We start from the raw sequence: 23,143 nt of genomic DNA, 5'->3' as shown, positions 1-23,143 counted from the left end.
GCCCTGTCCAGCCTTCGGAATGACGGCTCCGATTGCGGGCCGGCTGGGCCTTGGCGCCCTTCAGCCAGTTGCGCGGGAGCTGTTCGATGTCGTCGGACATCGTGTACACTGCGAAGAGCTGCAGGCTGCAGATGATCGGTTGATAGACTCCTCTCGCTGGGCAGGTCCCACCCGCTGTGGGTGTTAATGACGGCGGCCTTCATCACCTCGAGGCGCTGGGCTGGCGGCGCCATCTAGAAGTCCGCCTTCATGCGTTCAAGGTTTAGGCGTTCTGTGTCCTGCATCGGTGCCTCCTACCAACACTGAGGCGCACATTACGATATTTTGGTAGTACAGCAATCTATAATACGAGATAAATGTAATTTAGATGCTTTCGGCAAAATTGCTTCGCTATCTAGGAGGAGAATGAGCCGTGAACATCGCGGGGGGCGCATGTTTGCGCGTCTGGTGGCTTTTTCGGTCGCGCCGAAGGGGCGGGGCGCTACTAGGTTGCTCTATCCGAAGTGCCGGCTTCGGGGTCGTCCAAGTGCGACAAGATCGCTTCAAGGGTGTCGGGGAGAATTCGCGAGAAGTCTCCGCCAAGGATGAAGTTCGGATCGACCTGGAATGCTTTCCAGTAGAAGTCGAGCATCCGAAGGGATGGCGAACCCGAGCCCTCCTGTGACTTGAAGGTCGTGTACTTGATGGATGCGCTCTCGGCGAGGTCAGTTGCCTTAAAGCCAGTTGCTAGCCGCACCGCGACGAGCCTGCGGTGTATCGCATCAGGTGTCAGCGAGCCGGACCTCGCCCTGCGCTGCTTTGCCAAGTAGTCCATCAGCTTGTCATTACCTGAATCCGATATTTCTGCATTTCCTGAGGTCCAGATTCTTGATATTACGAACTTATCGTAATATTTCTGTTGCATGTCGAACGCTGCACATCAACTGATCACGAGCTTGGGGGCGTCGCCCTTGTCTGCCGCGTCTTCGACGTCGCGGACAGGACCGCTCGCAACCGTTGAGCCAGAACGACGGGCGCGAGTGGCGCCCATATCGCGGTGACAGTTCAGGAGCACCGGGAGGGCTGCCTGGCCCGACCTAGTCCGCTCGAAACAGCAGCTACAAAGCCCTGCTTGGGGCCAGCGATGCCTCCACCGAGGCAGACCAGAAACAGGCAATAACGCGGGAGCAGTCGAATGGCACGCAAGCGGCCGATCTGGGCGGTGGCGCAATGAGCCTCGCCGCCATGAAATGGCTGGCGGACGTCCCGCCTGACGACCTCACGCACGGCGAGTTCCGGGTGCTCTTCCACCTGTGCGACTGCCACAACCCCTCGATGGGGTCTTTCCCTCGGCAGGACTACCTGCGCGATCACACCGGCCTGTCCAATGGCGGCCTGAACAACGCCCTCGGCTCGCTCGAGGAGAAGCGGCTGATCCGGCGGGAGAGGAAGCACGAAGCGCGGACGCATCTCCGCCTGCCGACCCACTACATCTTGGGGTTTGAGCTTCAAGAAGGCCAAGAGCCATCTCCACTCAGTGGAGATAGGGCTAACTCCACTTTGGAGGGGGGGCTATCTCCACTTTCGGGCCAGACCAATCTCCACTCTGGTGGAGTTTATATAGATGCTGAACCTGTAAAAGAACCAGTAAGGGAACCTTGTGTGTCGCCGGGGGCGCCACACACATCGGATTCTTCTTCGAAGCTGGATGAGGCGGAGCCTGATCTCGACGACCTGCTCGCTGACTTCCTCGCGGCCTATCCGCGGCGCGGTGACGAGGAGGCCGTCCGGGCGGGGATCGAGGAGGCTCTCGGTCGCGGCGCGACGCCTGAGCGGCTTGTGGCGGCGGCGAGGGCCTACGCCGAGGAGCAGAAGGGCAACCGCAAGCAGTACATCGCCTATCCGCAGAATTGGCTCCGGGACGCTCGGTGGGAGGCTTTCTCCGAGCCGGCTGCGGCGGATCCCGAGCTGGAGGCCAAGACCCGCACCAAGTTCGCCGAAGCCATCCGGAACCGGACGTACCTGGCCCAGCACGTCTCGCGGCAGCTGGCCGAGCGACTGATCGCTGACGGGCTGGTCTCCGCCGAGGAGTGCCGGGCCGCGGGGGTCTTCGGATGTCTCTTCTGCCTGCGTTGGCTTCAACGAAGACACCGGCATGCTGATGGTCGACGTCAATGCCGGCTCGGTCTTGCTCGCGGCGCTGATCTACGCCGGCATGTCCGGTGGGACCCTCGGCCTGTCGCGTCTGGCGAAGCGCATCGGCTGGGCAACCTGAGCCCCTCAGAAAAAATGGGTCCTTCTGACGGGGGAGGGCCTTGCGGGTGTGCGGAGGCGCCAAACTGCATGTCTGCGTGCGACAAAAAACCCGTTTCGTTTCGTTTTGGGGCTGCTTGTAGGGGCCACTTCGAAGGATTGGCTTTGCTCGTAACGCGCATGAGGTTGGATGCTGCTGCAGGGGTGCGGCCCTTTGTGTATTTGTTCGGTCAAACGCTTCCGCAGACCGCGGGACCGATCCCCAGTTCGAGGGTGGCAAGCTTGACGTGGATAGACGAAAGGTTCGTAACTATCGGAAATTTAATGTCTTTTTTGTATTTGGAGCGGGGCCTCGTTTGGACTAATGCTGCGTATTGCTTTGCTCCACGAGAGGTACCTGCCTTCTTGGACGGTCGAAGACCGCTGGATAGCCAGGCACTCTAAACGGTATCGTAAGGTGCTTGCTGCGTTCCTCTGAGACCTCCTCGTGGTAGGGCTCGACGCGATCATTTTGGGGGTCGCGAAAACGAAATTGTCCGACGCGTCCTCGGCGCGACGGGAGAGCAAGGGGGAGGCCGTGAGGGGCGGCAAATGTCTTCTGTGACAGCCCCAACTTAGGCGTGCCACTCGAACACCTCTGAGCAGCATCGCTTCCGGCACGATCCTCCTTACAGCCCCAGCGCAAATGCGGGCAGTACAAAGAGCCTGTGAGAGCCAACCAGCCGTTGGCGACCACGATTGGCCCGTGGGAAGGTTCCCACGGCTGGTTTTGCGTGATAGTTTTGTTTTGGGAGGAGTGAGAATCACCGTGTCGGACTCGACCGCACCATTGACCATCATCGATATCGCTCGCCTCTCGGGCGTGTCGAAGAGTACGGTGTCCCGTGTTCTCTCCGGGGCGGAGAGCGTGTCCGAAGACGCGCGTGAGAAGGTCATGGCCGCTGTCCAGACATCGGGCTTCCGGCGCAATGACCTCGCGCGGTCGCTTCGGTCTGGCCGGACCGGGATGATCGGCCTTGTGATCCCCGACATCGCCAACCCTTTCTGGGCCGATGTGGCCCGTGGGGCGCAGGATGCGGCCGCCGACGAGAACGTCTCGCTACTTATTTTCAACTCTGACTGGGACCCGGAGCGCGAGCGTCGGCACCTGCTGGCGTTAACGCAGTCCCGCGTGGACGGGGCCATAGTAAACCCGGTGCGCGATGGACTTGACGAGATCGCTCGGTTTCGGATTCCGCTGGTGCTGATCGGCTCATCTGCTGAGCGCTTTCCGCAGCTTCCTTCGGTCGGAAGCGACATCTCTCAAGGCGTCTCCATCGGCCTTGATCGGATCGTCGCGGCAGGCCTCGGTATGCCAGCTCTGCTGGTCGGCGACGCCGAGCGCACCGCTCGCGAAAGGTTCGTCGCCGCAGTCAGGTCGATCGGCGAAGTCGAGGGCTGGCCACTCGACGAAATGCGTCTCGAGGACGGTCACTACACGGTTGACGGAGGCCGCGCGGCAATGAACCGGCTCCTTGCGCGGGACATTCCGCGGGTAGTCTTTGCGGCCAATGACCTGATGGCACTGGGCGCACTCCAGGCGATCCGGTCTTCCGGTCTGCGTTGCCCTGAAGACGTCGCGCTCCTTGGTTTCGACGGTGTTCCGGCCGCCGAGGTCTCGGCGCCTTCGCTGACGACCGTAGCGAAGCCTTCGCGGGAGATTGGCGGGCGGGCCTTCGAGCTGCTGAGCAAGAAGATCGCAGGCGAGCCAGATGTGCCGAAACTCTCGCTGCCATGTGCCCTGATCGAGCGCGAGACGCTGCCTCAACCAAACTACCCCCGCGCCGTCAGTACTGGATAGGGACGAAGCCGTGACCAAGCTGGACCATAAGAGCAGTGCTGCAGGCGGAAATGGGAACGTTCCCAACCCGGACCTGTTGACCGCCGAGATTGCCAGCGACCAATGGCCGGGTGATGAGTTCGACACTCCCGGTGCCCGCTTTCGCGATGGGGTCCGCGAGTGGTGGCCGTATTACCTGATGCTGGCCCCCGGGCTGATCTATTTCGCGCTCTTCCACTACCTTCCAGTCTGGGAGGCTAAGCTGGCGTTCGAAGACCTGCGCATCATTGGCCCGAATGTCTGGGTCGGCTTGAAGCACTTCGCGCAGCTTTTTGCCTCGCCGGCTTTTTTTGAGGTGCTGATGAACACGCTCATCATCAGCGCCATGAAGATCGCCTTCGTCTTCCCGCTCCCGATCATTCTGGCTTTGCTTCTGAACGAGGTCCGCTCCGGACGCTTCCGCCGCGGTGTGCAGTCGGTGATCTACCTGCCGCACTTCCTCTCCTGGGTAGTGATCGCTGGGATCTTTATCGCCGCGCTGTCCCCCGCAGACGGGGTGATCAACGACATGCGCGACATGATCGGGCTCGAGCGGCGCAGCTTCATGACCGAGAGCGGCTCAATCCGCTGGGTCTTGGTCTGGTCAGAGGCATGGCGTAGCACCGGCTGGGACAGCCTTCTCTACTTCGCGGCGATCATGTCGATCGATCCGGCCCTTTACGAGGCGGCTGAAATGGACGGCGCAAGCCGCTGGCAGAAGATGCGCTACATCACCCTGCCGGGGATCGTGCCGACCATCGCGACATTATTCATCCTGAACGTCGGTCTGTTCCTGAACGCGGGCTTCGACCAAGTGTTCAACCTGTCCAACGATGCGATCAGGGACAAGATCGACATCATCGACACCTACGTCTACCGGCTCGGCATAACGGGCGGGCAGTTCTCGCTCGCAACCGCGGCCGGCCTCTTCAAGGGCGTCGTCGGCATGACCCTGATGCTGGGCGCGCACTTCCTGTCCAAGCGTTTGACGGGCAGGGGGGTTTGGTAATGGCGACGCGCAACCGCACCCCACTGGAGCGTGTCGAGGAGGCGATCATCCTCTCGGTCCTGATCGCGATCGTCGTCGTGACGGTCCAGCCGATCCTCAACCTTCTCGCTATCTCGCTGTCGGACCCAGCTCGCGTGCCGGGCATGAGCGGCATGGCGATTACGCCCGACGGCTTCTCCGTCGACATCTGGAAGCTGCTCGCCAATCACCCGGCCGTGCAGCGAGGGCTGATGAACTCGCTCTTCATCACGTCTGTCGGCACGGTCCTCAACGTGACCTGCACCGCGCTCATGGCCTGGGCGCTGTCGCGCAAGCGACTGCCGTTTCGGCGGACACTCTTCGTGCTGATCCTTGCGACCATCGTCTTCGAGCCAGGGATCATTCCCGACTACTTCGTTATGCGTCGCTTAGGTCTGCTCGACACATATTCGGCGGTCATCATCTACAAGATGGTCAATGCCTGGTACTTGATCATCCTGATCCGCTTCTTCGAGGAAGTGCCCGAGGAACTAATCGAGGCAGCGAAACTCGACGGTGCCAACGCCTTCCAAACCTTCTGGCGGGTCGTGGTGCCACTGGCCAAGCCGGCTCTGGCGACGATCACGTTGTTCTATGTGGTGTACCACTGGAACGAGTTCCTGCGGCCGATGATCTACTTCAACGACCAGGACATGTGGCCGCTCCAGGTCGTACTGCGCCAGTTTGTGGTGGTCGGCGACAAGGCGGCCATCGTCGGGCTTCAAGCCATGAACAACTATGAGGGCGCCAGCCAGATCGACTTCAAGGCGTTCCGGGCTGGGATGATACTGTTCACCATTCTTCCGGTCCTCGCGATCTACCCGCTCATCCTTCGCTACTTCACGAAGGGCACCATGTCCGGGGCCCTGAAATGACCGCACGCAATATCTGCATCCAAGGGAGGAACTCGATGCAAAAACTGTCCATTTCCCGCCGGGCCCTTATGGCCGGCCTCGCCGCGACGCCGATGGTCGGCATGCTGCCGCGCCCTGTGCGCGCCGCGACCGGCAGCATCCGGATCGTCATGAAGGATCTGCTGACAACAAATCCCGAGGACGTGGCGCATATTGCCCGCATCGAAGAGGCTCTGGCTGCCCGCGGGCACGACATCTCGATCGAGATCGTCGACCTGCCGTCCGAGGGCTATGCCGAGAAGCTCAACCTGATGCTGCTCTCCGGCGACATTCCGGACGTCATCTACTTCCAGGGTGGGGACGAGCAGATCGCGCAGCAAGGTGCACTCATGGACCTGCGGCCGATGATCGAGGGAACCGAGCACCTGGCCCCCGCTCTATGGCCTCACAACACGGCGCGGATGGATAACTATCCATACCTGCTCTACGTGTTCCCGGCCCGGACGAAGGCGCCGGTCATGCGCCGCGATCTACTGGAGTCGACGGGCATGTCCGCGCCTACTACGCTCGAGGAATGGGACGCCCTGCTGCGTGCCATCCCGGGCACCGAGGTCGACGGCAATCCAGTGACCTACGGCATCATTGCGCCCAACAACACTGATGAGCTGGATGCGGTCTTCGACCCGGCCTTCGGCATCGACCAGACCTGGCTGCAGGACGACGCCGGCACCTGGATCCACTCGAGGATCAGCGATGGCGAGCGCCAGAAGCTGGCCTGGTACGCGAGCCTTTACGCCGACGGAGTGCTCGACCCCGAGTTCGTCACCTCCAACTGGGAAGTGAAGGAAGACAAGTTCTACACTGGAGATGTTGGCGTCGTGATGGGAACGGCTGGACCTGTCGTCGGGATCTACGAAGCCAAGATGGCACAAGTGAACCCAGGCGCGGAGCTGGTCCTCCTGACCCCGCCGGCCGGCATCCAGGCGATCGACGTCAGCAAGGAGAGCCGGGGTTTCGCCGTTCCAGTAACGACCGAGCAGACGGACGCCGTAGTGGCCTTCCTCGACTTCATGGCCAGCCCCGAAGGGCAGCTCATGGACCGCCTCGGCTTCGAGGGAGAGCACTACACCCGCGACGGAGACACCCTTGCACCGACAGACAAGCTCGGCGCCTGGTATCCGCGTTTCGTCTACGACAATCCGAATTACTACCAGCCGCCGATCAGTCCGCTGAGCGAACTGGCGCAGGCCTCGCTCCAGCAGGGCGTCGACGGCTTCCGCGCCGACAACACCTTCGTCTGGCCCGCTGACCTCGCCGCGGCGGTCGACGGTGCCGAGACCTACTACCGGACCAACGCCTTCCGTTTCATCTCCGGTGAGTTGTCCACTGAGGACGACTGGGATGCCTACGTCCAGGGCTGGCTCGACGCTGGCGGGCAAGCGATGGTCGACTACGCGAAGGAAGTGCTGTGAGCCTTTCGGAAACAAGGACCGGCCCCGATTTGCGGGGCCGCATCCGCGGCATGGTCCATGGGGTCGCCTTCGGCGACGCCATGGGCGCCCCGGTCGAAAAACTGACCGCCGCAGAAATCCGCGAGCGCTATGGACGTGTGACGTCGCTGCGGACGGCCTGGCACCGTGACGGACAGGATGAAGACCAGCGTAAGGGCCGGGTTCGCGGCAACGGAATCACAACTGACGACACGGCCATGACGCTGTCGCTCATGCGAATTTATGGCGCCGAGCGCCGTCATCTCGACGCCTGGGACATGGCCTCCGGCATGGTGCGCGAAATCGCCTGGGAAAGCCGCTGGGTGCCCGAGCTGCAGCGCAAGGCACCGCTGATCGAACGTCTCTTCTATCCTGAGAAATGGATCTTCCAACGCCTCCAGCTTGCGGGCTGCGACCCAAGGCAAGGCGGCGTTGGCAACATGGTGAATTGTGGTGCGACCATGTACATCGCGCCTGTCGGGGCGGCAAACGCCTGCAACCCTGCCGCCGCCTACGACGAGGCAATCAACTTCGCCTCCGGTCACCAACAGAGCTATGGTCTAGAGGCCGCCGGCGTGCTGGCCGCCGCCGTCGCGCAAGCCTTCGTCCCCGGCACGACGCTGGACGAGGTAGTCCGCACTGCCCACGATGTAGCCCATGATGGTACCCGAACGGCAATAGCCGAGATCGTTGCCGCGGCCGAAGAGCTCGCACGCAAGGGCGCGGATGCGGACGAAGTAACGGACGAATTCCACAGGGTCATCGCCCCATTCTCGCCGATGGGTGACGATGTGGTGCATGGCCCGGACAAGGCAGGAGCCGCCTCGGCAGCATACCAGCCCTCTCGACTGCTCTCGATTGAGGAATTGCCACTGGCGCTCGGTTTCTGCATCACGGCCAGAGGAGACTTCCGGCAGGCTGTCGTCGATGGCATCAACTCAGGCCGCGACACCGACTCAATTGGAGTCATGGCTGGAGCGATCCTTGGGGCCATGCACGGCTCCTCGGTCATCGATGCCGAGGACGCCGCGCTGATCGACAGTGCGAACCGCCTCAATCTCGCTGCCGATGCAGGCCATTTTACGGAAGCTGTACTCGACATCCTGTTCGAGGATACCGCCCGCGCCGCCGATATCATCGCGCAGCGCGAGACCCTGATCACGAAATCCGAAAGGTCCGCGGCCGAATGACACCCGAGACGATCCGCGAGAAGATATATGCCGGGCTGATCGGCAAGGCCGTCGGAGTTCGCCTAGGCGCGCCCGTGGAGCCGACGGTTTGGGACCACGACCGAATCCGCGAGGTCTATGGCGAAATCGACGATTACGTGCGCGATTACAGGAACTTCGCTGCCGACGATGACACAAACGGTCCGCTCTTTTTCGTCCGCGCCCTTTGGGACGAGGGCGATGACCTCACTCATGCCGCGGCTGGAAGGAACTGGCTGAACTACATCGGCGACGGACATGGGATGCTCTGGTGGGGCGGCTTCGATATCTCGACCGAGGAAACCGCCTTTCGCTATCTGCAACGGGGGATCAAACCGCCGAAGTCCGGGAGTATCGAGCTGCGCGGTCAGGTGCCAGCAGAGCAGATCGGTGGTCAGATCTTCTCTGATTGCTGGGGCTGGGTCTGCCCCGGGGACCCCGAGGGGGCCGCCCGTCTGGCGCGCATCATGGCCTCGGTCGCTCACGACGGCGAGGCTCTGCACGGCGCAGCCTATGTCGCCGGGGCCACCGCCGCCGCCTTCACCGCGCGGGATATCGAGGAGGTACACCACGTAGCTCGCGCTTTAGTGGAGGACGGTTCTCACTACGCGCAGGTGATCGACGCGGTAGAGGCATTCCATGCCGAGGAACCTGAGGACTGGCGCAGCTGCTTCCACATGCTCGAGCGCGATTTCGGCTACGACAAATGGACGGGAGTCTGTCACGTGATCCCGAATGCCGGCGTGGTTGCTTTAGCCCTGCTCTACGGAGAGGGCGACATGCCGCGGACAGCCGCCATCGCGACCATGTGCGGCTGGGACACCGATTGTAACGCCGGCAACGCTGCCAACATCGCAGGAGTGCTTCAGGGCGTCTGCCCGCATTGGTCCAAATGGCGCCGTCCGATCAACGACATCCTCATTACGTCCGCCGTTACCGGCTCGCTCAATATCGTCGACATGCCGTCTGCCGCCCGTGATATGGCGGTCCTGGCCCTACGTCGGCGGGGCGAAAGCATCCCCGAAGAATGGGCCAATGCAGCCCTGTCGCGGACCGTCGAGTTCGACTTCGCTCTTCCCGGGGCCAGTCACGGCATCCGCGCAGAGGGATCGCACCGACTGCGCACGATTCCGGACCACCTGAGCGGAGCGCTTGACGTTCAGATCGACCGCTGGGCCGGAGGTGAGGGTGGCCGCGTCTTCTGGAAGCCGTTCTATCGGGAAGGGGAGTTTGACGACAATCGCTACCGTCCGATGCTCTCGCCCCTCGTCGCGTCGGGCCAGACCGTGGCCATCGAGCTGATGGGGACCGACGCGGCCGAAGGCCCGCGCGACGTGCGTTTCGTACCCTACGTCCGTTATGCGTCCAGCGGTAAGCGGGACGATCTGGGCATGTGGAGACCGCTGCCTCTCGACTGGGAAATGGTGCGCTTCGATCTTCCGGAAAGCGCCGAGGCGATCGACGAGATCGGTATCCGGATGATCCAGCAGGGCGAAGGACGGGTGCTGATGTCCTGCCTGATCCGGTCGTTCAGTGTGACGGGAGCAGGCCATACTGTGGTCTTGCCCGCGCTCGAGGCCGAGGAATGGGGCTCGGTCAGCCGGTTCAGCTTCAACCGGGGCACATGGGGACTGGATGGCGACCTGATCGTCGGGCGCTCGGACAACGACGGCGACCTCTGGACCGGCCACGCCTTCACCACGGACCAGACGGTTAAGGCCCGGATCACCCGGTTCGAGGGTGACAGCCACCTCGTCACCGCGCGCGCGGCTGGCACACAGCGCTTCTACGCCGCGGGCATCGAGGCGGGCCGGGCCGTCATCCTCCGTGAGGACTTTGGCAGGACCGAGTTGGGCGCAGTTCCCGTGGAAGCGGGCGAAGAGGTCGACCTGACTTTTTCTGCGACCGGGAACCGCCTCAGTCTCTCAATTGACGGGGAGGAAGTGCTGTCGGCCACTGACGACCGCCATCCCCGCGGCATGGCTGGGCTCCGCCTCGGCGCGCCGGGTGCTATTGGCTGCGCCCGGTTCGAGATCAGGGAGGAGTGAGCCATGGGCCGCATCCAGCTTGAACGGGTCGGGAAGAGCTATGGGGGCGTCGATGTCCTGGGAAGCATCGACATCGACATCGAGGACGGCGAATTCGTCGTCCTCGTCGGGCCGTCGGGCTGCGGGAAGTCAACGCTGCTGCGCATGGTCGCTGGTCTTGAGGACATCACCCGCGGGCGGATCGTGATCGACGGCAAAGTCGCCAACCGTATTCCGGCGAAGGAGCGGGGCCTGGCGATGGTTTTCCAATCCTACGCCCTCTACCCGCACATGAAAGTGGCGGACAACATGAGCTTTTCGCTGCGGCTCGCCGGGGCGCCCAAGGCCGCGATCGATGCCAAGGTAAAGGAGGCCGCCGGCATCCTGGGTCTCGAGCACCTACTGGACCGGCTGCCCAAGGAACTCTCCGGCGGTCAGCGCCAGCGAGTCGCCATGGGCCGGGCCATCGTGCGCGACCCAGAGGCCTTTCTCTTCGACGAGCCGCTCTCAAACCTCGACGCAAAGCTGCGTGTGCGGATGCGCTCTGAGATCAAGAAGCTGCATCAAAAGCTCGGCAAGACGACCCTCTACGTCACCCACGACCAGACAGAGGCCATGACTATGGCTGACCGGATCGTCGTGCTGAATGACGGCGGCATCGCCCAGATGGGGCCTCCGGAAGAGCTCTACGACAACCCAATCTCCGAGTTTGTCGCGAGCTTCATCGGCTCGCCCGAGATTAGCCTGTTCCGCGCCACTTCGGCCGGCCCTCGTGCGACACACGTCGACCTCGGCCAGGGCCTCACCATGCCGCTTCCACGACCGCTTGACCTGCCTGAGGGGCGGCCAGTGACCTACGGTATCCGGCCGCAAACGATCACTATCGCCGACCACGGCCCACTGGCGGAGGTGCAACTGGTGGAGCCCACCGGTGAAACGGCCGATGTGTCGCTCACCGTTGCCGGTCAGAACATGGTGGCGGTCCTGCCGACCTCCGCAGCCCTTCGCCAGGGCGACCGCATTCACCTCGGCATTCCGTCGAACCGGGCGCTGGTCTTTGACCCCGATACCGGAGGGCGTCTGCTGTGACCTGGTCCGAGACGAGCTGGCGGCCCGAGGCCGAGGGTCCGCTTTCGGGCATCCGTGTGCTAGACCTTTCCCGGCTGGTGGCCGGGAACATGACATCGCTGCAGATGGCCGACTTCGGCGCTGACGTGATCAAAGTCGAGCCGATCCCCGCCGGCGACCCTCTCCGGGCCTGGAAGCAGGCAGGCGTCTCGAGCTTTTGGAAGGTCTACGGTCGCAACAAGCGGTCCCTCGGACTCGACTTTCGCGACGACGGGGCGGCAGCCGTCCTGCGCCGCCTGATCTCCCACAGCGACGTTCTCATCGAGAACTTCCGACCGGGCACGCTGGAGAAGATGTCGCTGGGGCCGAAAGAACTGTTTTCGGCGCATCCTGATCTCATTCTGCTGCGTGTCTCCGGGTTTGGGCAGTCCGGCCCTTACTCCAAGCGGCCGGGCTTCGGCACCCTGATCGAAGCGATGTCAGGCTTCGCAGCCCGAAATGGGGAGTCTGACGGTGGACCACTGCTGCCTCCGCTGGCGCTGGCCGACATGATCGCGGGGCTCTATGGGGCAAATGCCGTTTCGATGGCGCTTCGTGCGAGAGACGCCGGGCTGGGAGGACAAGTCATCGACCTCTCGCTGCTAGAGGCGATGACCTCGGTCCTCGGACCGGAGGCGTTCGACCAGTCGCTGACTGGCGCTCCGAAGCAGCGCGTCGGCAACGGTTCGAATACCTCCAGCCCTCGGAACGCGTACCAAACCCGGGACGGTGCGTGGATTGCCGTATCAGGTTCGATGCAATCCATGGCGGAGCGCCTCTTCCGCGCCATCGGCCGGGAAGACATGATTGATGATCCGCGGTTTCGGACAAATGTCGACCGGGTCGCCCATCGCGAAGACGTCGACGCAGCCGTCTCGGCGTGGTTCGCGGAGCGCGATCGGGACGAAGCGATGGAAGCCATGGACGAGGCCGGCGTCACTGCCGCGCCAATCTACAACAGCGCCGACATCGCCGGCGATCCGCACTTCCGCGATCGCGGCATCTACGTTGCCGCGCCGGACCCGGAGACTGGTCAGTCGATCCAGCACAGCCCGCTGCCCCGAATGTCAGCTACCCCGGGAAGCTTGCGGCGACCTGCCCCGGCTATCGGCGAACAGGGCCCCGAGATACTCTCTGAGCTTGGCTACTCGAACGACGATATCGCCCGGTTGCGGTCTGCGGGGACAATCGCATGAGTTGGCGGTCGCTGCTCTACGTACCCGCCAACGTGACACGCTTTGTCGAGAAGGCGCAGAGCCGCGGTGCGGATGCGCTCATTCTCGACCTCGAAGACTCCGTTCCACTCCGAGAGAAGGACGGTGCTCGAGCCTGCCTAGTCGAGCATTGGGATAGGCTCGCCGGAGGGCCTGCGGACCTCATGGTGCGGATAAACGCGGATCTCATTGAGGCTTCCCGCGACCTCGACGCGGTCGTTCGGCCTGGCCTTCGGGCGGTCTATGTCCCGAAGGCGCGGGGCGCCTCCATGATAAGCTGGATTGCCGAAACTCTTGACAGACTCGAGTCCGAGCGTGGCCTTTCGCCGGGCACGGTTAACCTCGTGCCGTTGCTGGAGGGTCCCGGCGCCATCGAAAAGGCCTACGAGATCGCCTCTGGGCCGCGCGTGGCGGCTCTCGCGCTCGGGGCAGAGGACTACGCCACGGCTTGCGGGATGGAGCCTTCGCATGAGGCACTGCTCTATGCGAGGCAGAGGCTCGTGGCAGCGGCCCGGTCTGCTGGCGTGGCGCCCCTGGGCCTGCTGGATAGCGTCGCTCGGCTGGATCACGACGATCTGACCGCGCTCGTACGCCGGTCCCGCGCCTTCGGCTTCGTCGGGGCGAGCGCAATACATCCAGGCACGATCGCTGCGCTCAATGGTGGCTTCATTCCCGGTCCAGAGAGCATCGCGTGGGCCGAGGCGGTTCTCCGGACGTTGGAAGCCAGCTGCGCCGAAGGCCGTGGCGCTGCTGTTCTCGATGGCCGGATGATCGACGCGCCGATGGCCCAGCGCGCCCGTGCCATCTTAGCGCAGGCCACAGAAAGGAACCTCCAGACCGAACCTCCGGAGGCCTCATGACGATCCTCAATATCGGCTCGATCAACTGGGACAGGCTCTATGTCGTGGATCACTTCCCGGGCCCAGGTGAAACCCTTGCCGCAAAGAGCGCGAGTGTCGGTCTCGGCGGCAAGGGGCTGAACCAGAGCGTAGCCATCCAGAGGGCCGGGGGCCGCGTCCGCCATGTCGGCGCGATAGGCGAAGCTGATGCGGCGATGCGTGCGGCGGTCGAGGACTTGGGCCTGGAGACGTCGGGGATCGTTGGAATACCGGGTTCCCTGACCGGCAGCGCCCTGATCGTCGTCGAGAGGGGCGGCGAGAACCAGATCATACTTGACCCTGGCGCGAATGCGCGCATCCCCGCTGAGCATTGCCGCGAGCAGATTGTGCGTCTAGAAGCCGGCGACAGGGTGCTTTTGCAGAATGAGACGAACGTCCTTGCCGAAGGAGCCGCGCTCGCGAGAGGACAGGGCGTTGGTGTTGTCCTTGCTGCCGCTCCCTTCGATGCGGCTCTAATCTGGCCGGTGCTGCCGGACATCGATCTCTTGGCTGTAAACGAGATCGAGTTCGCTCAGTTGCGGGAAGCCGGCGGAGAGCTTCCCAATCATCTGTCGATTTTAGTGACCTATGGGGCGCGAGGCGCGTCTCTGATAACGCCGAGCGAGACGATCAACGTCCCGGCAATACGGGCGAATCCTGTCGACACAACGGGGGCGGGTGACACGACCTTGGGATGCTTCCTGGCCCGGTTGGACGCTGGCGAGCCCGCCGATCTCGCTTTGCGATACGCGATGGCGGCGGCGGCGCTTCAGGTTCAGGCGCCCGGCGCTGCAACGGCCATACCGCATGAATCTGAGGTCTTGGCCCTTCTCGATCAGAACGCGCACTGATGCTCCATCTCGCGGGAGGGGCGGCCGTGTCGCTGGCGCTCCTACTGGGCTTTTGGGGCCTCCATCCCGACTGGGCTGAGTTCGCGGCTCAACCAATGATGGCTGCAAAGGTGGCTTGGCCGCTGGCACTGGCCAATCTCGCGGGCCTCCTGCTACTCCAGCCCTCTGGGGAGCGGATCTCACTACGGCCCCTGGCCTTGGCCACGACGGCACTTCTCGGTCTATGGAGCGTCGCGGTCCTCTCGGGCGGCGTCGTGGTTACCGACACTACCGTGGTCTGCCTGATTTCGGTGCCGCTCCTAGCGCTCCCGGTGGCCGCGGCTCTGCTCTGGGGGCTGAGGCATCGGGTCGTGACAGCGCCCGCCCGGACGGGGCTTGGCGCAGGTCTCGCTGCCGACGGTATTGGCGCCCTAATCTACGCGTTGCACTGCGATGAGGATGCCGCCAGCTTCTTTCTGCTTTGGTACACTGTGGGTATCGGCCTCACCGGAGCGCTGGGCTGGGTGGCAGGATCCCGGCTCCTTAGTGTCTAGAGGGGGGAGGCGCCTCTCTACCCTGAGCACTGGCTGTGGAGTTCTTTGTCAATTTCTCCTGGTTCCCACGCCGAGTGAGGGTAGAGCGCGGCAGTCTCGAACGTTTAGGATCCGGCTCTCGCCGTGTTCTTAATCGGCTACCTCGACATCCTAAAGATCGAGCCTTTTCCCATTTGCCGATCGGCCCCAAGGTCGGTTCGGCCAAGTCGGCAATGACGCAAGCAATCGACTGCAGTTCTTGTCCAGGCCCCACCACACGTCGGGCGTGGCTTTAGATGGAAGCTAGGAAACGTTCGAGGATTGGGTCGAAGGTTTTTGGCGCTTCCCAGAATGGCGCGTGGCCAATGCCGGGCAGAAGGTGGACCTTGCCCTCCCACAGATCGCCATATGGGAGCGCTGCGATGAAGTCGTTGTTGATGAATTGATCGGTCTCGCCATTCACGATGGCGAACGGGACGCGGGAGGCGACTGCGGCTTCCTGCTGATTGACGGTACCGTCTGCTGTGAGGCGCGAAAACATAAGTTCTCGGGCCCGACCGTCCGTCCGGGCGACAGCTTCGCTCAGGAAAGTCTCGAAAGGGGCGTTGATGCCACACGTCGCGTGGGCGTAGGCTTCGACCTCGTCCGGTGTCAGATCTCGTTGTCCGGCGAGGTGCATGTGGTCGTTTGTCTTGAAGCCGCTCTCGACCGACTCGTCGGTGGGGCCGAAAGGCGGGCTGCCCGAAATCATCAGCCCGGTTGGCGCGTCGGACCGAGCGATCATCTCAAGACCGATATGGCCTCCGAGCGACCATCCGAGAATGGCGTATTGGGCGATGCCGAGCTTTTCCATGAGTTCGAGTGCGACATCGGCATAGCCCGGCATCCAATAGGTCGCCTCCGGGTCGCGGGCGTCGCCCGAGCCTCCGTGCCCGGGGAGATCCATGGCGATGCAATGGAAGGTCTCGCCGATGCGCCCGTCGTACTGATTTCTAAAGACCTCCTTGCTGGACGAATTGCCGTGGATCATCAAGACCGTCGGCCCGGACCCCTCCGACTCTACGATAGCGATGTCACATGCGCTGCAGGGAATTGTGCGTGTTGTCATGACCTGTTTCCTGCTGTGTCTGTCGTCTCGCGTCGCGATCGAAAGCCGGCGCCGAGACGGAGGCGCGAGAGCATTTCGATCGAGCCGCCGGGGGCGAGGCGCAGCACGAGGATCATCGCGAGCGCAACGACGATGAAGCGGGCATCCTCAAGGCCGCGAATACCGGCCATCGCCTCGGTTAGGAATGTGAGGAAGAGTGCGGCCAGTACTGGGCCTATGATCGTGCCTACGCCGCCGATCAGCACCATCGAGAGGGCCAAAGACAGCGTGCCGAAGCCGAAGACCTCAGGCGAGGCGACGCGCAGGTATATGGCGTAGAACCCGCCGGCTATGCCGGTGAAGACGGCGCTCAGCACCAGCGACATGATCCGCTGCCGTGCCACCGATATGCCGCGTGACGCCGCATAGTCCGGATTGTCGCGCAGCGCCCGCAGCGACTTGCCGAAGGGCGACGCGACCACCGCCAGCAGAAAGACTGTCGAAACGCAGAGCATCGCGAAGGCCGTGTAATAATAGGCTAGGTTGTAGTCCCGGATAAAGCGGTAGTCCCCGACCTGGAGGTAGGGGATCCTGACGATGCCCTCGGCCCCGCCGGTAATGTCGCTCTGGCTCAGCACAACCTGCATCGCCAGTTGGCTGAATGCGAAGGTCACCAGCACGACGTAGATGCCTTTCAGCCGGGCGACAGGCGCCGAGATCAGCAGCGCGGCGAGCGCCGCGGTGATACCGCCGCAGAGGATCGCGGCCCAGGGGCTGAGTTCGACGGTCTCGGCAAGGATTGCGGCGGTGTAGACGCCGACACCGAAGAAGGTGAGGTGACCGAAGTTGAAGAGTCCGGTGTAGCCAAGGCTCAGGTCCCAGTTCGAGGCGACCACTGCGTAGATGAACGCGATGATGAAGAGGTGACGCACGTAGGAGTCCGTGACCACGAGTGGCACGAGAGCCAACAGGGCAAAGGCTACGAGGATGGCGGCAATACGGGTGCGCGTCATGCGTTCGCCCTCCCGAAGAGGCCGTTGGGACGGAAGACCAGAACGAGGATCAGCAGCAGGAAGAGGATCGACGGCGTCCAGTAGAGGCCGAGCCAGAGCACGAGGAAGGCCTCGAGCATGCCGATTACGAAGGCCGCGCCCGCCGAGGCTCCGAGACTGCCGAGGCCGCCGAAGATTACTACGATCATCGCCTTTACCAAGGGTTCGGCACCGAGCGAAGGAGTGATGAATCGGATCGAGCCGAGAAGCACGCCGGTAAGACCGGCGAGTGCCGCGGATAGTCCGAAAGCGAGCGAGAAGGCGCGTGGGACATCGATACCGATGAGAGCAGCAGAATCCTGGTTCTGACCGACGGCTCGCAGGCTGCGGCCGGTGCGGGTGGTGCTCGCGAACCACCAGAGCAGCAGCAGGACGAGCGGAGCGATCACGATGATCAGCGCCTCGTGCGCCGAGACCACCGCTCCGAAGATCGAGACGTTTCCTTCGACGATCGGCGGAAGCTGTTTTAGCCGGGCGCCCCAGATCACCTGCGCGCCGTTTTGTAGGATGATCATCGCTGCCAGTGTCGTCATCACGGTGATCAGCAGCATATTCCGATGGCCGTAGAACGGCCTGACGAGAAGCAACTCAATGAGCACACCGGCCAATGCCGCCGCTCCTACTCCAGCGACCGCTCCTGCAAGGAGCCCAAGGCCCCATGCTTCCGCCACCGTCCATGCCACGAAGGCGCCGAACGTCATCAGCGCGCCATGGGCAAAGTTGAAAACGCCGAGCGTCGTCCAGACTAGGCTGAGGCCGCTCGCCATCAGGGCATAGAGCGACCCGAGCAGCAGGCCCGAGACGATAGTTGCGATCAGCGTCTCAGTCATGTCGCCGCCGTTCCGAAATACATGTCCATGATCTCCTGGTGATCGGGGGCGCTGGCCTGGTCGATCTCGCGCGCCACCTCGCCGTGCTCGACGAGATAGAGGCGGTCGGTCAGAGAAAGCAGGAATTCGACGTCCTGTTCGACAAGGATGAGGGGAATGCCGCTCTCGTGGATTTCTCCGATGGCGACAGCCAGCTCTTCCTTAAGGCGGGGCGAGAGGCCGAGGGTCGGCTCGTCTAGCAACAGGAGGCGGGGCGCGCACATCAGCGCGCAGCCGATCGAGAGCATCTGCCGTTCACCCCCGGAAAGTGTTCGTGCCAGTTGCTTGCGGCGTTCTGCGAGGCGGGGAAACAATGCATAGACCCGTTCGAGGGCCGCCTTGGCGCCGGCGCGGGCGCGTGGTTTGAAGGCCGCGAGTTCCAGCGTCTCGGCGACGCCCATGTCGCCGAATAGCATGTTGCCCTGTTGGGCATGCACGAGGCCCCGACCGACGATGTCCGAAGGCTTCGCGATTGTCACGTCGTCACCGTCGAAGTGGACTGTCCCATTCGAGGGACGCAGCAGCCCTGAGATTGTGCGCAGAAGCGTCGTCTTACCGTGACCGTTCGGTCCGAACATGCCGACTGCCTCGCCGGCTCCGACATGTACGGTGATGTCGCGTAGAACGGGCACCTCGCCGTAGCCGGCATAGATGTGGCTGGCCTCGAGCAGCGACGTGGTCATTTGCGGCCTCCGAGGTATGCTTCGATCACTTTCGGGTCTCGGATCACCTCCTGCGGGTCGCCGCTCGCCAAGATCTGGCCCTGGTTAAGGACGAGGAGGCGCTCGCTGACCGAGAGCAACAGGGACAAGACGTGCTCAATTAGCAGGATGGTGACGCCGGTCCGATTTACGTCGAGAAGCAGCTTGTCGAGTGCCGCGATCTCGGGCCGGGTCAGGCCCGAAGCCGGTTCGTCCAGCATAAGAATGCGGGGATTGCTAACGAGGGCTGAGCCGATCATCAGTTGCTTCTTCTCGTAGACCGAGAGATGGCCCGACTCCACATCGCGTCGGTCTTCAGGAAAGCTCACCAATTCGAGCGCGTCGTCGGCGGCATGCCCTGCCTGGCGACCGGACATGCCGCCTGCGTAGCTCGCTCCGATGAGCATTGTCTCACGAGCAGACAGGTCCGGGAACTCGGCGTCTTTCTGGAACGTCCGCGCAAGGCCCGACCGGGCTATGGCGTGGGGGGACTTGCCGTCGATCCGGGTGCCGCCAAAGACGATGCTGCCCGAGGTCGGTGGAAACGGGATGCCGGTGATGAGATTGAAGAGTGTGCTCTTGCCGGAACCGTTGGGCCCGGCGACGCCAAAGATCTCGCCCTCCTCGACAGAGAAGGAGACCTCTTGCACCGCCTTTAGTCCGCCGAACGTCCGGCTGGCCCGGTCTACCTCGAGAATTGGATTGCTCATTCCTTGGCGCTGTCCCGTCGGTGTGAAGGCGCGCCCGGTCCGCGGGCGCGCCGGGAGTGCCTACTCTTCGCCGCCCATCCAGGAGGGCTGCACGAAATCGCCGGTGGCGTATTGCTCCGGGCTGAAGAGTACCCGCTCGCCATCGATGATCTGGTAGAACTGAAGCGGGATGCCGTCGTCGCCCTGCACCGCGAGGTGGGTTTCGGGATCGAACTTGAGCATACCCATTGCAGTCTGCTTCTCGGCATTGCCGATCCATTCCCCGATGGCCACCCGTTCGGCCGGATCGCCCACTGCCTCCAGCGCGTCGGCATAGAGCATCACCTGCTCGTACAATGCCGCCCCGTAGGTGCCGGGCTCGTTGCCGAAGGCCTCTTGGTACTTGCCGACGACCTCCTGGGCACGCGGATTGCTCGGCGTATTCAGGATGCCCCCGAGCAGGTTGTAGACCACGCCCGAGCTGTCGTCCTGCGTCAGCTCGAGAAACTCGGGCACGGAGGGAGCGTACTGAATGAAGACGAGGCTGTTCGTGGGGTCCTCCATGAACTGCGACATGAAGGTCGCCGCATTGCCCGGAAGGTAGTCTGTGTTCACGAGGAGGCCTGGCGGATCCTGACGAACCTGGCTGAGGAAGCCGCGCCAGTCGTTGATCTCACCGAAAGGCAGAAGCTCGTTCTGGGTGATCGTCCAACCTCCCTCCTCGAAGGAGGAGGCGAGCCCCTCAGCGATGGTCTTCGAGTAGGGATTGTCCGAGGAGATGATCGCGATTTCCTCGCTCGGCAACTCGAGTGCGCCGGATTCTGCCAGGCTCTCTACCACAGGCAGGACCCCGGTTTCGTAGCCATCGAAGCTGGGTGTCAGCGACCAGACAGTGCGGAAGAACTCGGGGTCCTCGGTCACGATCTCTTCTGTCTGAGCGGAATTGGCTGAGATGAGGTAGGGCATGTCTTGCTCTGCCATCAGCTCGATCTCAAAGTTGGAGCCTGAGGCATAGCCGGTCATGATGATACCCATGTCGCGGTCCGAGAGCAGGCGCCGCGCGGCAGTGGCCACAGAGTCCGCGCTGCCGTCACCCACGTCGCCCACCTCGATCTCGAAAGTGTAGCCGGCAACGCCACCATTCTCGTTCAGCTCGTCCACAGCGAGTTGGGCGCCGTTGACCATCTCCTGCCCGTCGGCGGCCGCCTGACCGGAAACCGGCGCGAGCACACCAACCTTGACGACCTCCTGAGCGAAGGCGGGTGCGGCGAGTGCGACTGACATGGCCGCCGATGCGATAAGTGTACGTCTCTTCATCTGACTTTCCCCATTGGTGGTTGCTTGGATTCCGTGTCGGGCATCGGCGCTCAGCGCAGACCGCAGTGATCAATGACAGCCCCGGCGACGACCTTGGTCACGCGAAGGAGTGAGGCGATGTCGACGTATTCGTCGATGCCGTGAAAGCCGTCGCCGGTAGGCCCGTAGATGACGCTGTCCACTCCGGCTCCGGCATAATGCGCGGCGTCGGTGACGGCGTCGAAGCCGCGGATCGGGGGCGCCTTGCCCTCGATGATCTCGTGGTCGCCGATTAACGATTGTACCAGCGGGTGGTCGACGGGGGTATCCATCGCCGGGAAATGCAGTCCGCCCAGCTCCCATTGGACCTTGGGCGGGTGCTCCCGCATCCAGGGGTCGGTATCGGCAAAGGCTTTCACGAAGGCCTCGAACTCGCGCCGGACCTCGAAACTGTCCTCGTGCGGCAGATACTTGTAGTCGAGATCGATGACAGCCGTGTCCGGCGTCATCGCCGGGTTCGAGCGGATCTGCGGAAGGCCATCCTCGCCTAGTCCGACTCCGCCATGAAAGACGCCTGGGTTGATGGTCGAGAGCCCCGGCGGGCAGAGCGGGTGGTAGTTGTTGCGGCAGCGCGACTGCTCGAAGTCGCGCAGGGCGGTCAGGAAGCGGTTCGCGAGTTCGATGGCGTTGATCGCGGGCTTGAGCCGGCCATCGACATCAGGCTGCGGGAAAATGTCATTGTAGCGGAAGCCGGCATGACCCGACCGTCCGAAGAGTGTCACGCGGACCCATTCGAGCCCGCCCTCTGCAGGCTGGACCATGCCCCATGTTGGTTCTGTCACGATTGCGCCTTTCGCGAGCTGGCCTTGCCTGACCGCGTGCATCGCGCCGAAGCCGCCGGCCTCCTCGTCGACCACTGAATGGATCGAAAAGCGCCCGTCGAGCGTCAGCCCGGCTTTCCGGATGAAGTGATAGGCGGCGACGCAGGCGGCAACGCCAGACTTCATGTCGACCGCGCCACGGCCGTAGATGCGGCCGTCCTTGCGCTCGCCGCCCCAGGGGTCGACCGACCAGTCGGAGCGCGCGCCCACCGGCACAACGTCTATATGGCCACAGAGGATGAGGCTGCGGTCCTCATTGCCGGCGAGATCGGCGATCAGGTTGGGGCGGTTCGGAAAGACCTCGTCCTGAGCGGTGTCGAAGCCCAACCCCTTCAGTCGTTCCTCGAGTATAGCTTGTACATCGCTCTCGCGGTTCAGTCCGTCGCCCGTCTCGAACTTCGGGTTGACCGAGGGAATACGCACAAGTTCTTGCGTGAGCTCGGTGACGAAGTCGGGGTCCGCGTCGATCGCATCCCAGACCGCTTGCTTAGTATCGCTCATGGGGTCGCTCCTTCGAGTTCTTTCAGCAGCTGGTCGGTGGTGACCTGCCGGCAGTAGCCCTTGATCGCCGAGATCGAGAAATCCTGTCGCTGCTGGCTGTAGGTTAGACAGGCGTCGGTGACCTGGGTCACGAGGTAGCCGAGGTCGCATGCGTCCCGGATGGCGCTCTCAACGCACTGGTCCGTGACGAGCCCGGAAATGACGAGCTGGCGGACGCCGAGGTTGCGCAGGATGTAGTCGATGTGGGTGGAGATGAAGACCGAGGACGAGGACTTCGGCAGGACGATCTCGTCCTCGCCCGGCGCGATTGCGTCGAGGACCTTTCCGTCCCAGGAGGCTTTCGGCACGTTGAAGCCAGTGATCTTGTAGTCGAGCGACCGGTCGCGGCCATCGAGCGTCAGACTCTCGATGGTGGTGTAGAGCACCTCGATCTTGGCGGCCCGGCAGCCGGCCTGGAGGCGCTGCATGTTCGGCAGGGTATCGGCCTCGAACCTCTCGAAAAACCAGCCGAGCTTCTTTTCGAAGGCCTCGGGCGAGAGGTCCTTCCACTCGCCTCCGTCACGGCGCGCGCTGAAGTTCTGAACGTCGATGAAGAGGAGGGCGGAAGCGGCCGGGTCGAGGGGGACGTCGCGTGTCTGCACGTCGGGCTCCAAAGTCTTAGCGCCGGCGGAAGTAGGGTCCGGCCGCAATGTTCGCCTCCATCATTGATTGGAAACTTTCAGAGTCAAGGAAAGCAAGAACTGTGAGGAAATAATTGCAGCTTGCGCGGGCTGACCGCGGGTCCCTGCCTCCGAATCGTGCAGGCGGTT

At 63.1% G+C, this 23,143-nt stretch carries 20 protein-coding genes and 1 pseudogene; 12 read left to right on the top strand and 9 right to left on the bottom strand.

Annotated elements, in window-relative coordinates; translation table 11 throughout:
- Positions 1 to 484: 484 nt before the first annotated feature.
- Complete coding sequence (locus F3S47_RS03665; RefSeq protein ID WP_150443839.1) at positions 485 to 904, bottom strand: hypothetical protein; 420 nt, start codon at positions 902 to 904, stop codon at positions 485 to 487.
- A gap of 305 nt (positions 905 to 1,209) precedes the next feature.
- On the opposite strand from F3S47_RS03665, the pseudogene F3S47_RS19710 reads away from it, so the two are divergent.
- The 12 genes and pseudogenes from F3S47_RS19710 to F3S47_RS03610 all read left to right on the top strand — a co-directional run.
- A pseudogene (locus F3S47_RS19710) lies at positions 1,210 to 1,404 on the top strand (helix-turn-helix domain-containing protein); the annotation flags it as partial.
- Between the two features lie 1,657 nt (positions 1,405 to 3,061).
- Positions 3,062 to 4,072 carry a LacI family DNA-binding transcriptional regulator gene (locus F3S47_RS03660; RefSeq protein WP_223877709.1) on the top strand — a complete coding sequence of 337 codons (1,011 nt, stop codon included), beginning with the start codon at positions 3,062 to 3,064 and terminating at the stop codon, positions 4,070 to 4,072.
- A gap of 10 nt (positions 4,073 to 4,082) precedes the next feature.
- A complete protein-coding gene (locus F3S47_RS03655) occupies positions 4,083 to 5,099 on the top strand; it encodes an ABC transporter permease (protein WP_223877708.1) in 1,017 nt (338 codons plus the stop codon).
- Complete coding sequence (locus F3S47_RS03650) at positions 5,099 to 5,992, top strand: carbohydrate ABC transporter permease (protein ID WP_150443837.1); 894 nt, start codon at positions 5,099 to 5,101, stop codon at positions 5,990 to 5,992. The genes F3S47_RS03655 and F3S47_RS03650 overlap by 1 nt, the downstream gene beginning before the upstream one ends.
- A gap of 35 nt (positions 5,993 to 6,027) precedes the next feature.
- Positions 6,028 to 7,443: an extracellular solute-binding protein gene (locus F3S47_RS03645; protein ID WP_223877707.1), complete on the top strand. Its 1,416-nt coding sequence runs from the start codon at positions 6,028 to 6,030 to the stop codon at positions 7,441 to 7,443.
- A complete protein-coding gene (locus F3S47_RS03640; protein ID WP_223877706.1) occupies positions 7,440 to 8,651 on the top strand; it encodes an ADP-ribosylglycohydrolase family protein in 1,212 nt (403 codons plus the stop codon). The genes F3S47_RS03645 and F3S47_RS03640 overlap by 4 nt, the downstream gene beginning before the upstream one ends.
- A complete protein-coding gene (locus F3S47_RS03635) occupies positions 8,648 to 10,717 on the top strand; it encodes an ADP-ribosylglycohydrolase family protein (RefSeq protein WP_150443836.1) in 2,070 nt (689 codons plus the stop codon). Before F3S47_RS03640 ends, F3S47_RS03635 begins: the two co-directional genes overlap by 4 nt.
- Before the next feature lie 3 nt (positions 10,718 to 10,720).
- Positions 10,721 to 11,785 (top strand): ABC transporter ATP-binding protein, encoded by a 1,065-nt coding sequence (locus F3S47_RS03630; protein WP_150443835.1) that lies wholly within the window; start codon positions 10,721 to 10,723, stop codon positions 11,783 to 11,785.
- Positions 11,782 to 12,999 carry a CaiB/BaiF CoA transferase family protein gene (locus tag F3S47_RS03625; RefSeq protein WP_150443834.1) on the top strand — a complete coding sequence of 406 codons (1,218 nt, stop codon included), beginning with the start codon at positions 11,782 to 11,784 and terminating at the stop codon, positions 12,997 to 12,999. The genes F3S47_RS03630 and F3S47_RS03625 overlap by 4 nt, the downstream gene beginning before the upstream one ends.
- On the top strand, positions 12,996 to 13,877 hold the full coding sequence (locus F3S47_RS03620) for an HpcH/HpaI aldolase/citrate lyase family protein (protein WP_150443833.1): 882 nt from the start codon (positions 12,996 to 12,998) through the stop codon (positions 13,875 to 13,877). Before F3S47_RS03625 ends, F3S47_RS03620 begins: the two co-directional genes overlap by 4 nt.
- Entirely contained in the window at positions 13,874 to 14,746 is an 873-nt protein-coding gene (locus tag F3S47_RS03615; RefSeq protein WP_150443832.1) for a ribokinase, read from the top strand. The genes F3S47_RS03620 and F3S47_RS03615 overlap by 4 nt, the downstream gene beginning before the upstream one ends.
- A complete protein-coding gene (locus tag F3S47_RS03610; RefSeq protein WP_150443831.1) occupies positions 14,746 to 15,279 on the top strand; it encodes an NrsF family protein in 534 nt (177 codons plus the stop codon). Before F3S47_RS03615 ends, F3S47_RS03610 begins: the two co-directional genes overlap by 1 nt.
- A 271-nt stretch (positions 15,280 to 15,550) precedes the next feature.
- Here F3S47_RS03610 and F3S47_RS03605 read toward each other — a convergent pair whose 3' ends face one another.
- From F3S47_RS03605 to F3S47_RS03570, 8 genes are all read right to left on the bottom strand, one after another.
- Entirely contained in the window at positions 15,551 to 16,288 is a 738-nt protein-coding gene (locus tag F3S47_RS03605; RefSeq protein ID WP_223877705.1) for an alpha/beta fold hydrolase, read from the bottom strand.
- A gap of 74 nt (positions 16,289 to 16,362) precedes the next feature.
- The gene (locus F3S47_RS03600; RefSeq protein ID WP_150443829.1) at positions 16,363 to 17,358 is read right to left on the bottom strand and encodes a branched-chain amino acid ABC transporter permease; all 996 of its coding nucleotides are present in this window, start codon (positions 17,356 to 17,358) and stop codon (positions 16,363 to 16,365) included.
- Positions 17,355 to 18,227 (bottom strand): branched-chain amino acid ABC transporter permease, encoded by an 873-nt coding sequence (locus tag F3S47_RS03595; protein ID WP_150443828.1) that lies wholly within the window; start codon positions 18,225 to 18,227, stop codon positions 17,355 to 17,357. Before F3S47_RS03595 ends, F3S47_RS03600 begins: the two co-directional genes overlap by 4 nt.
- The gene (locus F3S47_RS03590) at positions 18,224 to 18,949 is read right to left on the bottom strand and encodes an ABC transporter ATP-binding protein (RefSeq protein WP_150443827.1); all 726 of its coding nucleotides are present in this window, start codon (positions 18,947 to 18,949) and stop codon (positions 18,224 to 18,226) included. The genes F3S47_RS03595 and F3S47_RS03590 overlap by 4 nt, the downstream gene beginning before the upstream one ends.
- Complete coding sequence (locus F3S47_RS03585) at positions 18,946 to 19,677, bottom strand: ABC transporter ATP-binding protein (RefSeq protein WP_150443826.1); 732 nt, start codon at positions 19,675 to 19,677, stop codon at positions 18,946 to 18,948. The genes F3S47_RS03590 and F3S47_RS03585 overlap by 4 nt, the downstream gene beginning before the upstream one ends.
- A gap of 60 nt (positions 19,678 to 19,737) precedes the next feature.
- Entirely contained in the window at positions 19,738 to 20,973 is a 1,236-nt protein-coding gene (locus tag F3S47_RS03580; RefSeq protein WP_150443825.1) for an ABC transporter substrate-binding protein, read from the bottom strand.
- Between the two features lie 50 nt (positions 20,974 to 21,023).
- Positions 21,024 to 22,334 carry a M20 family metallopeptidase gene (locus F3S47_RS03575; protein ID WP_150443824.1) on the bottom strand — a complete coding sequence of 437 codons (1,311 nt, stop codon included), beginning with the start codon at positions 22,332 to 22,334 and terminating at the stop codon, positions 21,024 to 21,026.
- The gene (locus F3S47_RS03570; RefSeq protein WP_150443823.1) at positions 22,331 to 22,975 is read right to left on the bottom strand and encodes an isochorismatase family cysteine hydrolase; all 645 of its coding nucleotides are present in this window, start codon (positions 22,973 to 22,975) and stop codon (positions 22,331 to 22,333) included. Before F3S47_RS03570 ends, F3S47_RS03575 begins: the two co-directional genes overlap by 4 nt.
- Positions 22,976 to 23,143: the final 168 nt, after the last annotated feature.

Origin of the sequence: Histidinibacterium aquaticum (assembly GCF_008710275.1) — a bacterium.
Classification (GTDB): Bacteria; Pseudomonadota; Alphaproteobacteria; order Rhodobacterales; family Rhodobacteraceae; genus Oceanicola; species Oceanicola aquaticus.
Note: the sequence above shows the minus strand (reverse complement) of the source record. Positions and strands in the feature narration are given on the sequence as shown.

Coding starts and splice junctions, on each gene's coding strand:
- F3S47_RS03665 (WP_150443839.1), bottom strand. CDS start 904: ATGCAACAGAAATATTACGATAAGTTCGTAATATCAAGAATCTGGACC.
- F3S47_RS03650 (WP_150443837.1), top strand. CDS start 5,099: ATGGCGACGCGCAACCGCACCCCACTGGAGCGTGTCGAGGAGGCGATC.
- F3S47_RS03645 (WP_223877707.1), top strand. CDS start 6,028: ATGCAAAAACTGTCCATTTCCCGCCGGGCCCTTATGGCCGGCCTCGCC.
- F3S47_RS03635 (WP_150443836.1), top strand. CDS start 8,648: ATGACACCCGAGACGATCCGCGAGAAGATATATGCCGGGCTGATCGGC.
- F3S47_RS03630 (WP_150443835.1), top strand. CDS start 10,721: ATGGGCCGCATCCAGCTTGAACGGGTCGGGAAGAGCTATGGGGGCGTC.
- F3S47_RS03620 (WP_150443833.1), top strand. CDS start 12,996: ATGAGTTGGCGGTCGCTGCTCTACGTACCCGCCAACGTGACACGCTTT.
- F3S47_RS03615 (WP_150443832.1), top strand. CDS start 13,874: ATGACGATCCTCAATATCGGCTCGATCAACTGGGACAGGCTCTATGTC.
- F3S47_RS03610 (WP_150443831.1), top strand. CDS start 14,746: ATGCTCCATCTCGCGGGAGGGGCGGCCGTGTCGCTGGCGCTCCTACTG.
- F3S47_RS03605 (WP_223877705.1), bottom strand. CDS start 16,288: ATGATCCACGGCAATTCGTCCAGCAAGGAGGTCTTTAGAAATCAGTAC.
- F3S47_RS03600 (WP_150443829.1), bottom strand. CDS start 17,358: ATGACGCGCACCCGTATTGCCGCCATCCTCGTAGCCTTTGCCCTGTTG.
- F3S47_RS03595 (WP_150443828.1), bottom strand. CDS start 18,227: ATGACTGAGACGCTGATCGCAACTATCGTCTCGGGCCTGCTGCTCGGG.
- F3S47_RS03590 (WP_150443827.1), bottom strand. CDS start 18,949: ATGACCACGTCGCTGCTCGAGGCCAGCCACATCTATGCCGGCTACGGC.
- F3S47_RS03585 (WP_150443826.1), bottom strand. CDS start 19,677: ATGAGCAATCCAATTCTCGAGGTAGACCGGGCCAGCCGGACGTTCGGC.
- F3S47_RS03580 (WP_150443825.1), bottom strand. CDS start 20,973: ATGAAGAGACGTACACTTATCGCATCGGCGGCCATGTCAGTCGCACTC.
- F3S47_RS03575 (WP_150443824.1), bottom strand. CDS start 22,334: ATGAGCGATACTAAGCAAGCGGTCTGGGATGCGATCGACGCGGACCCC.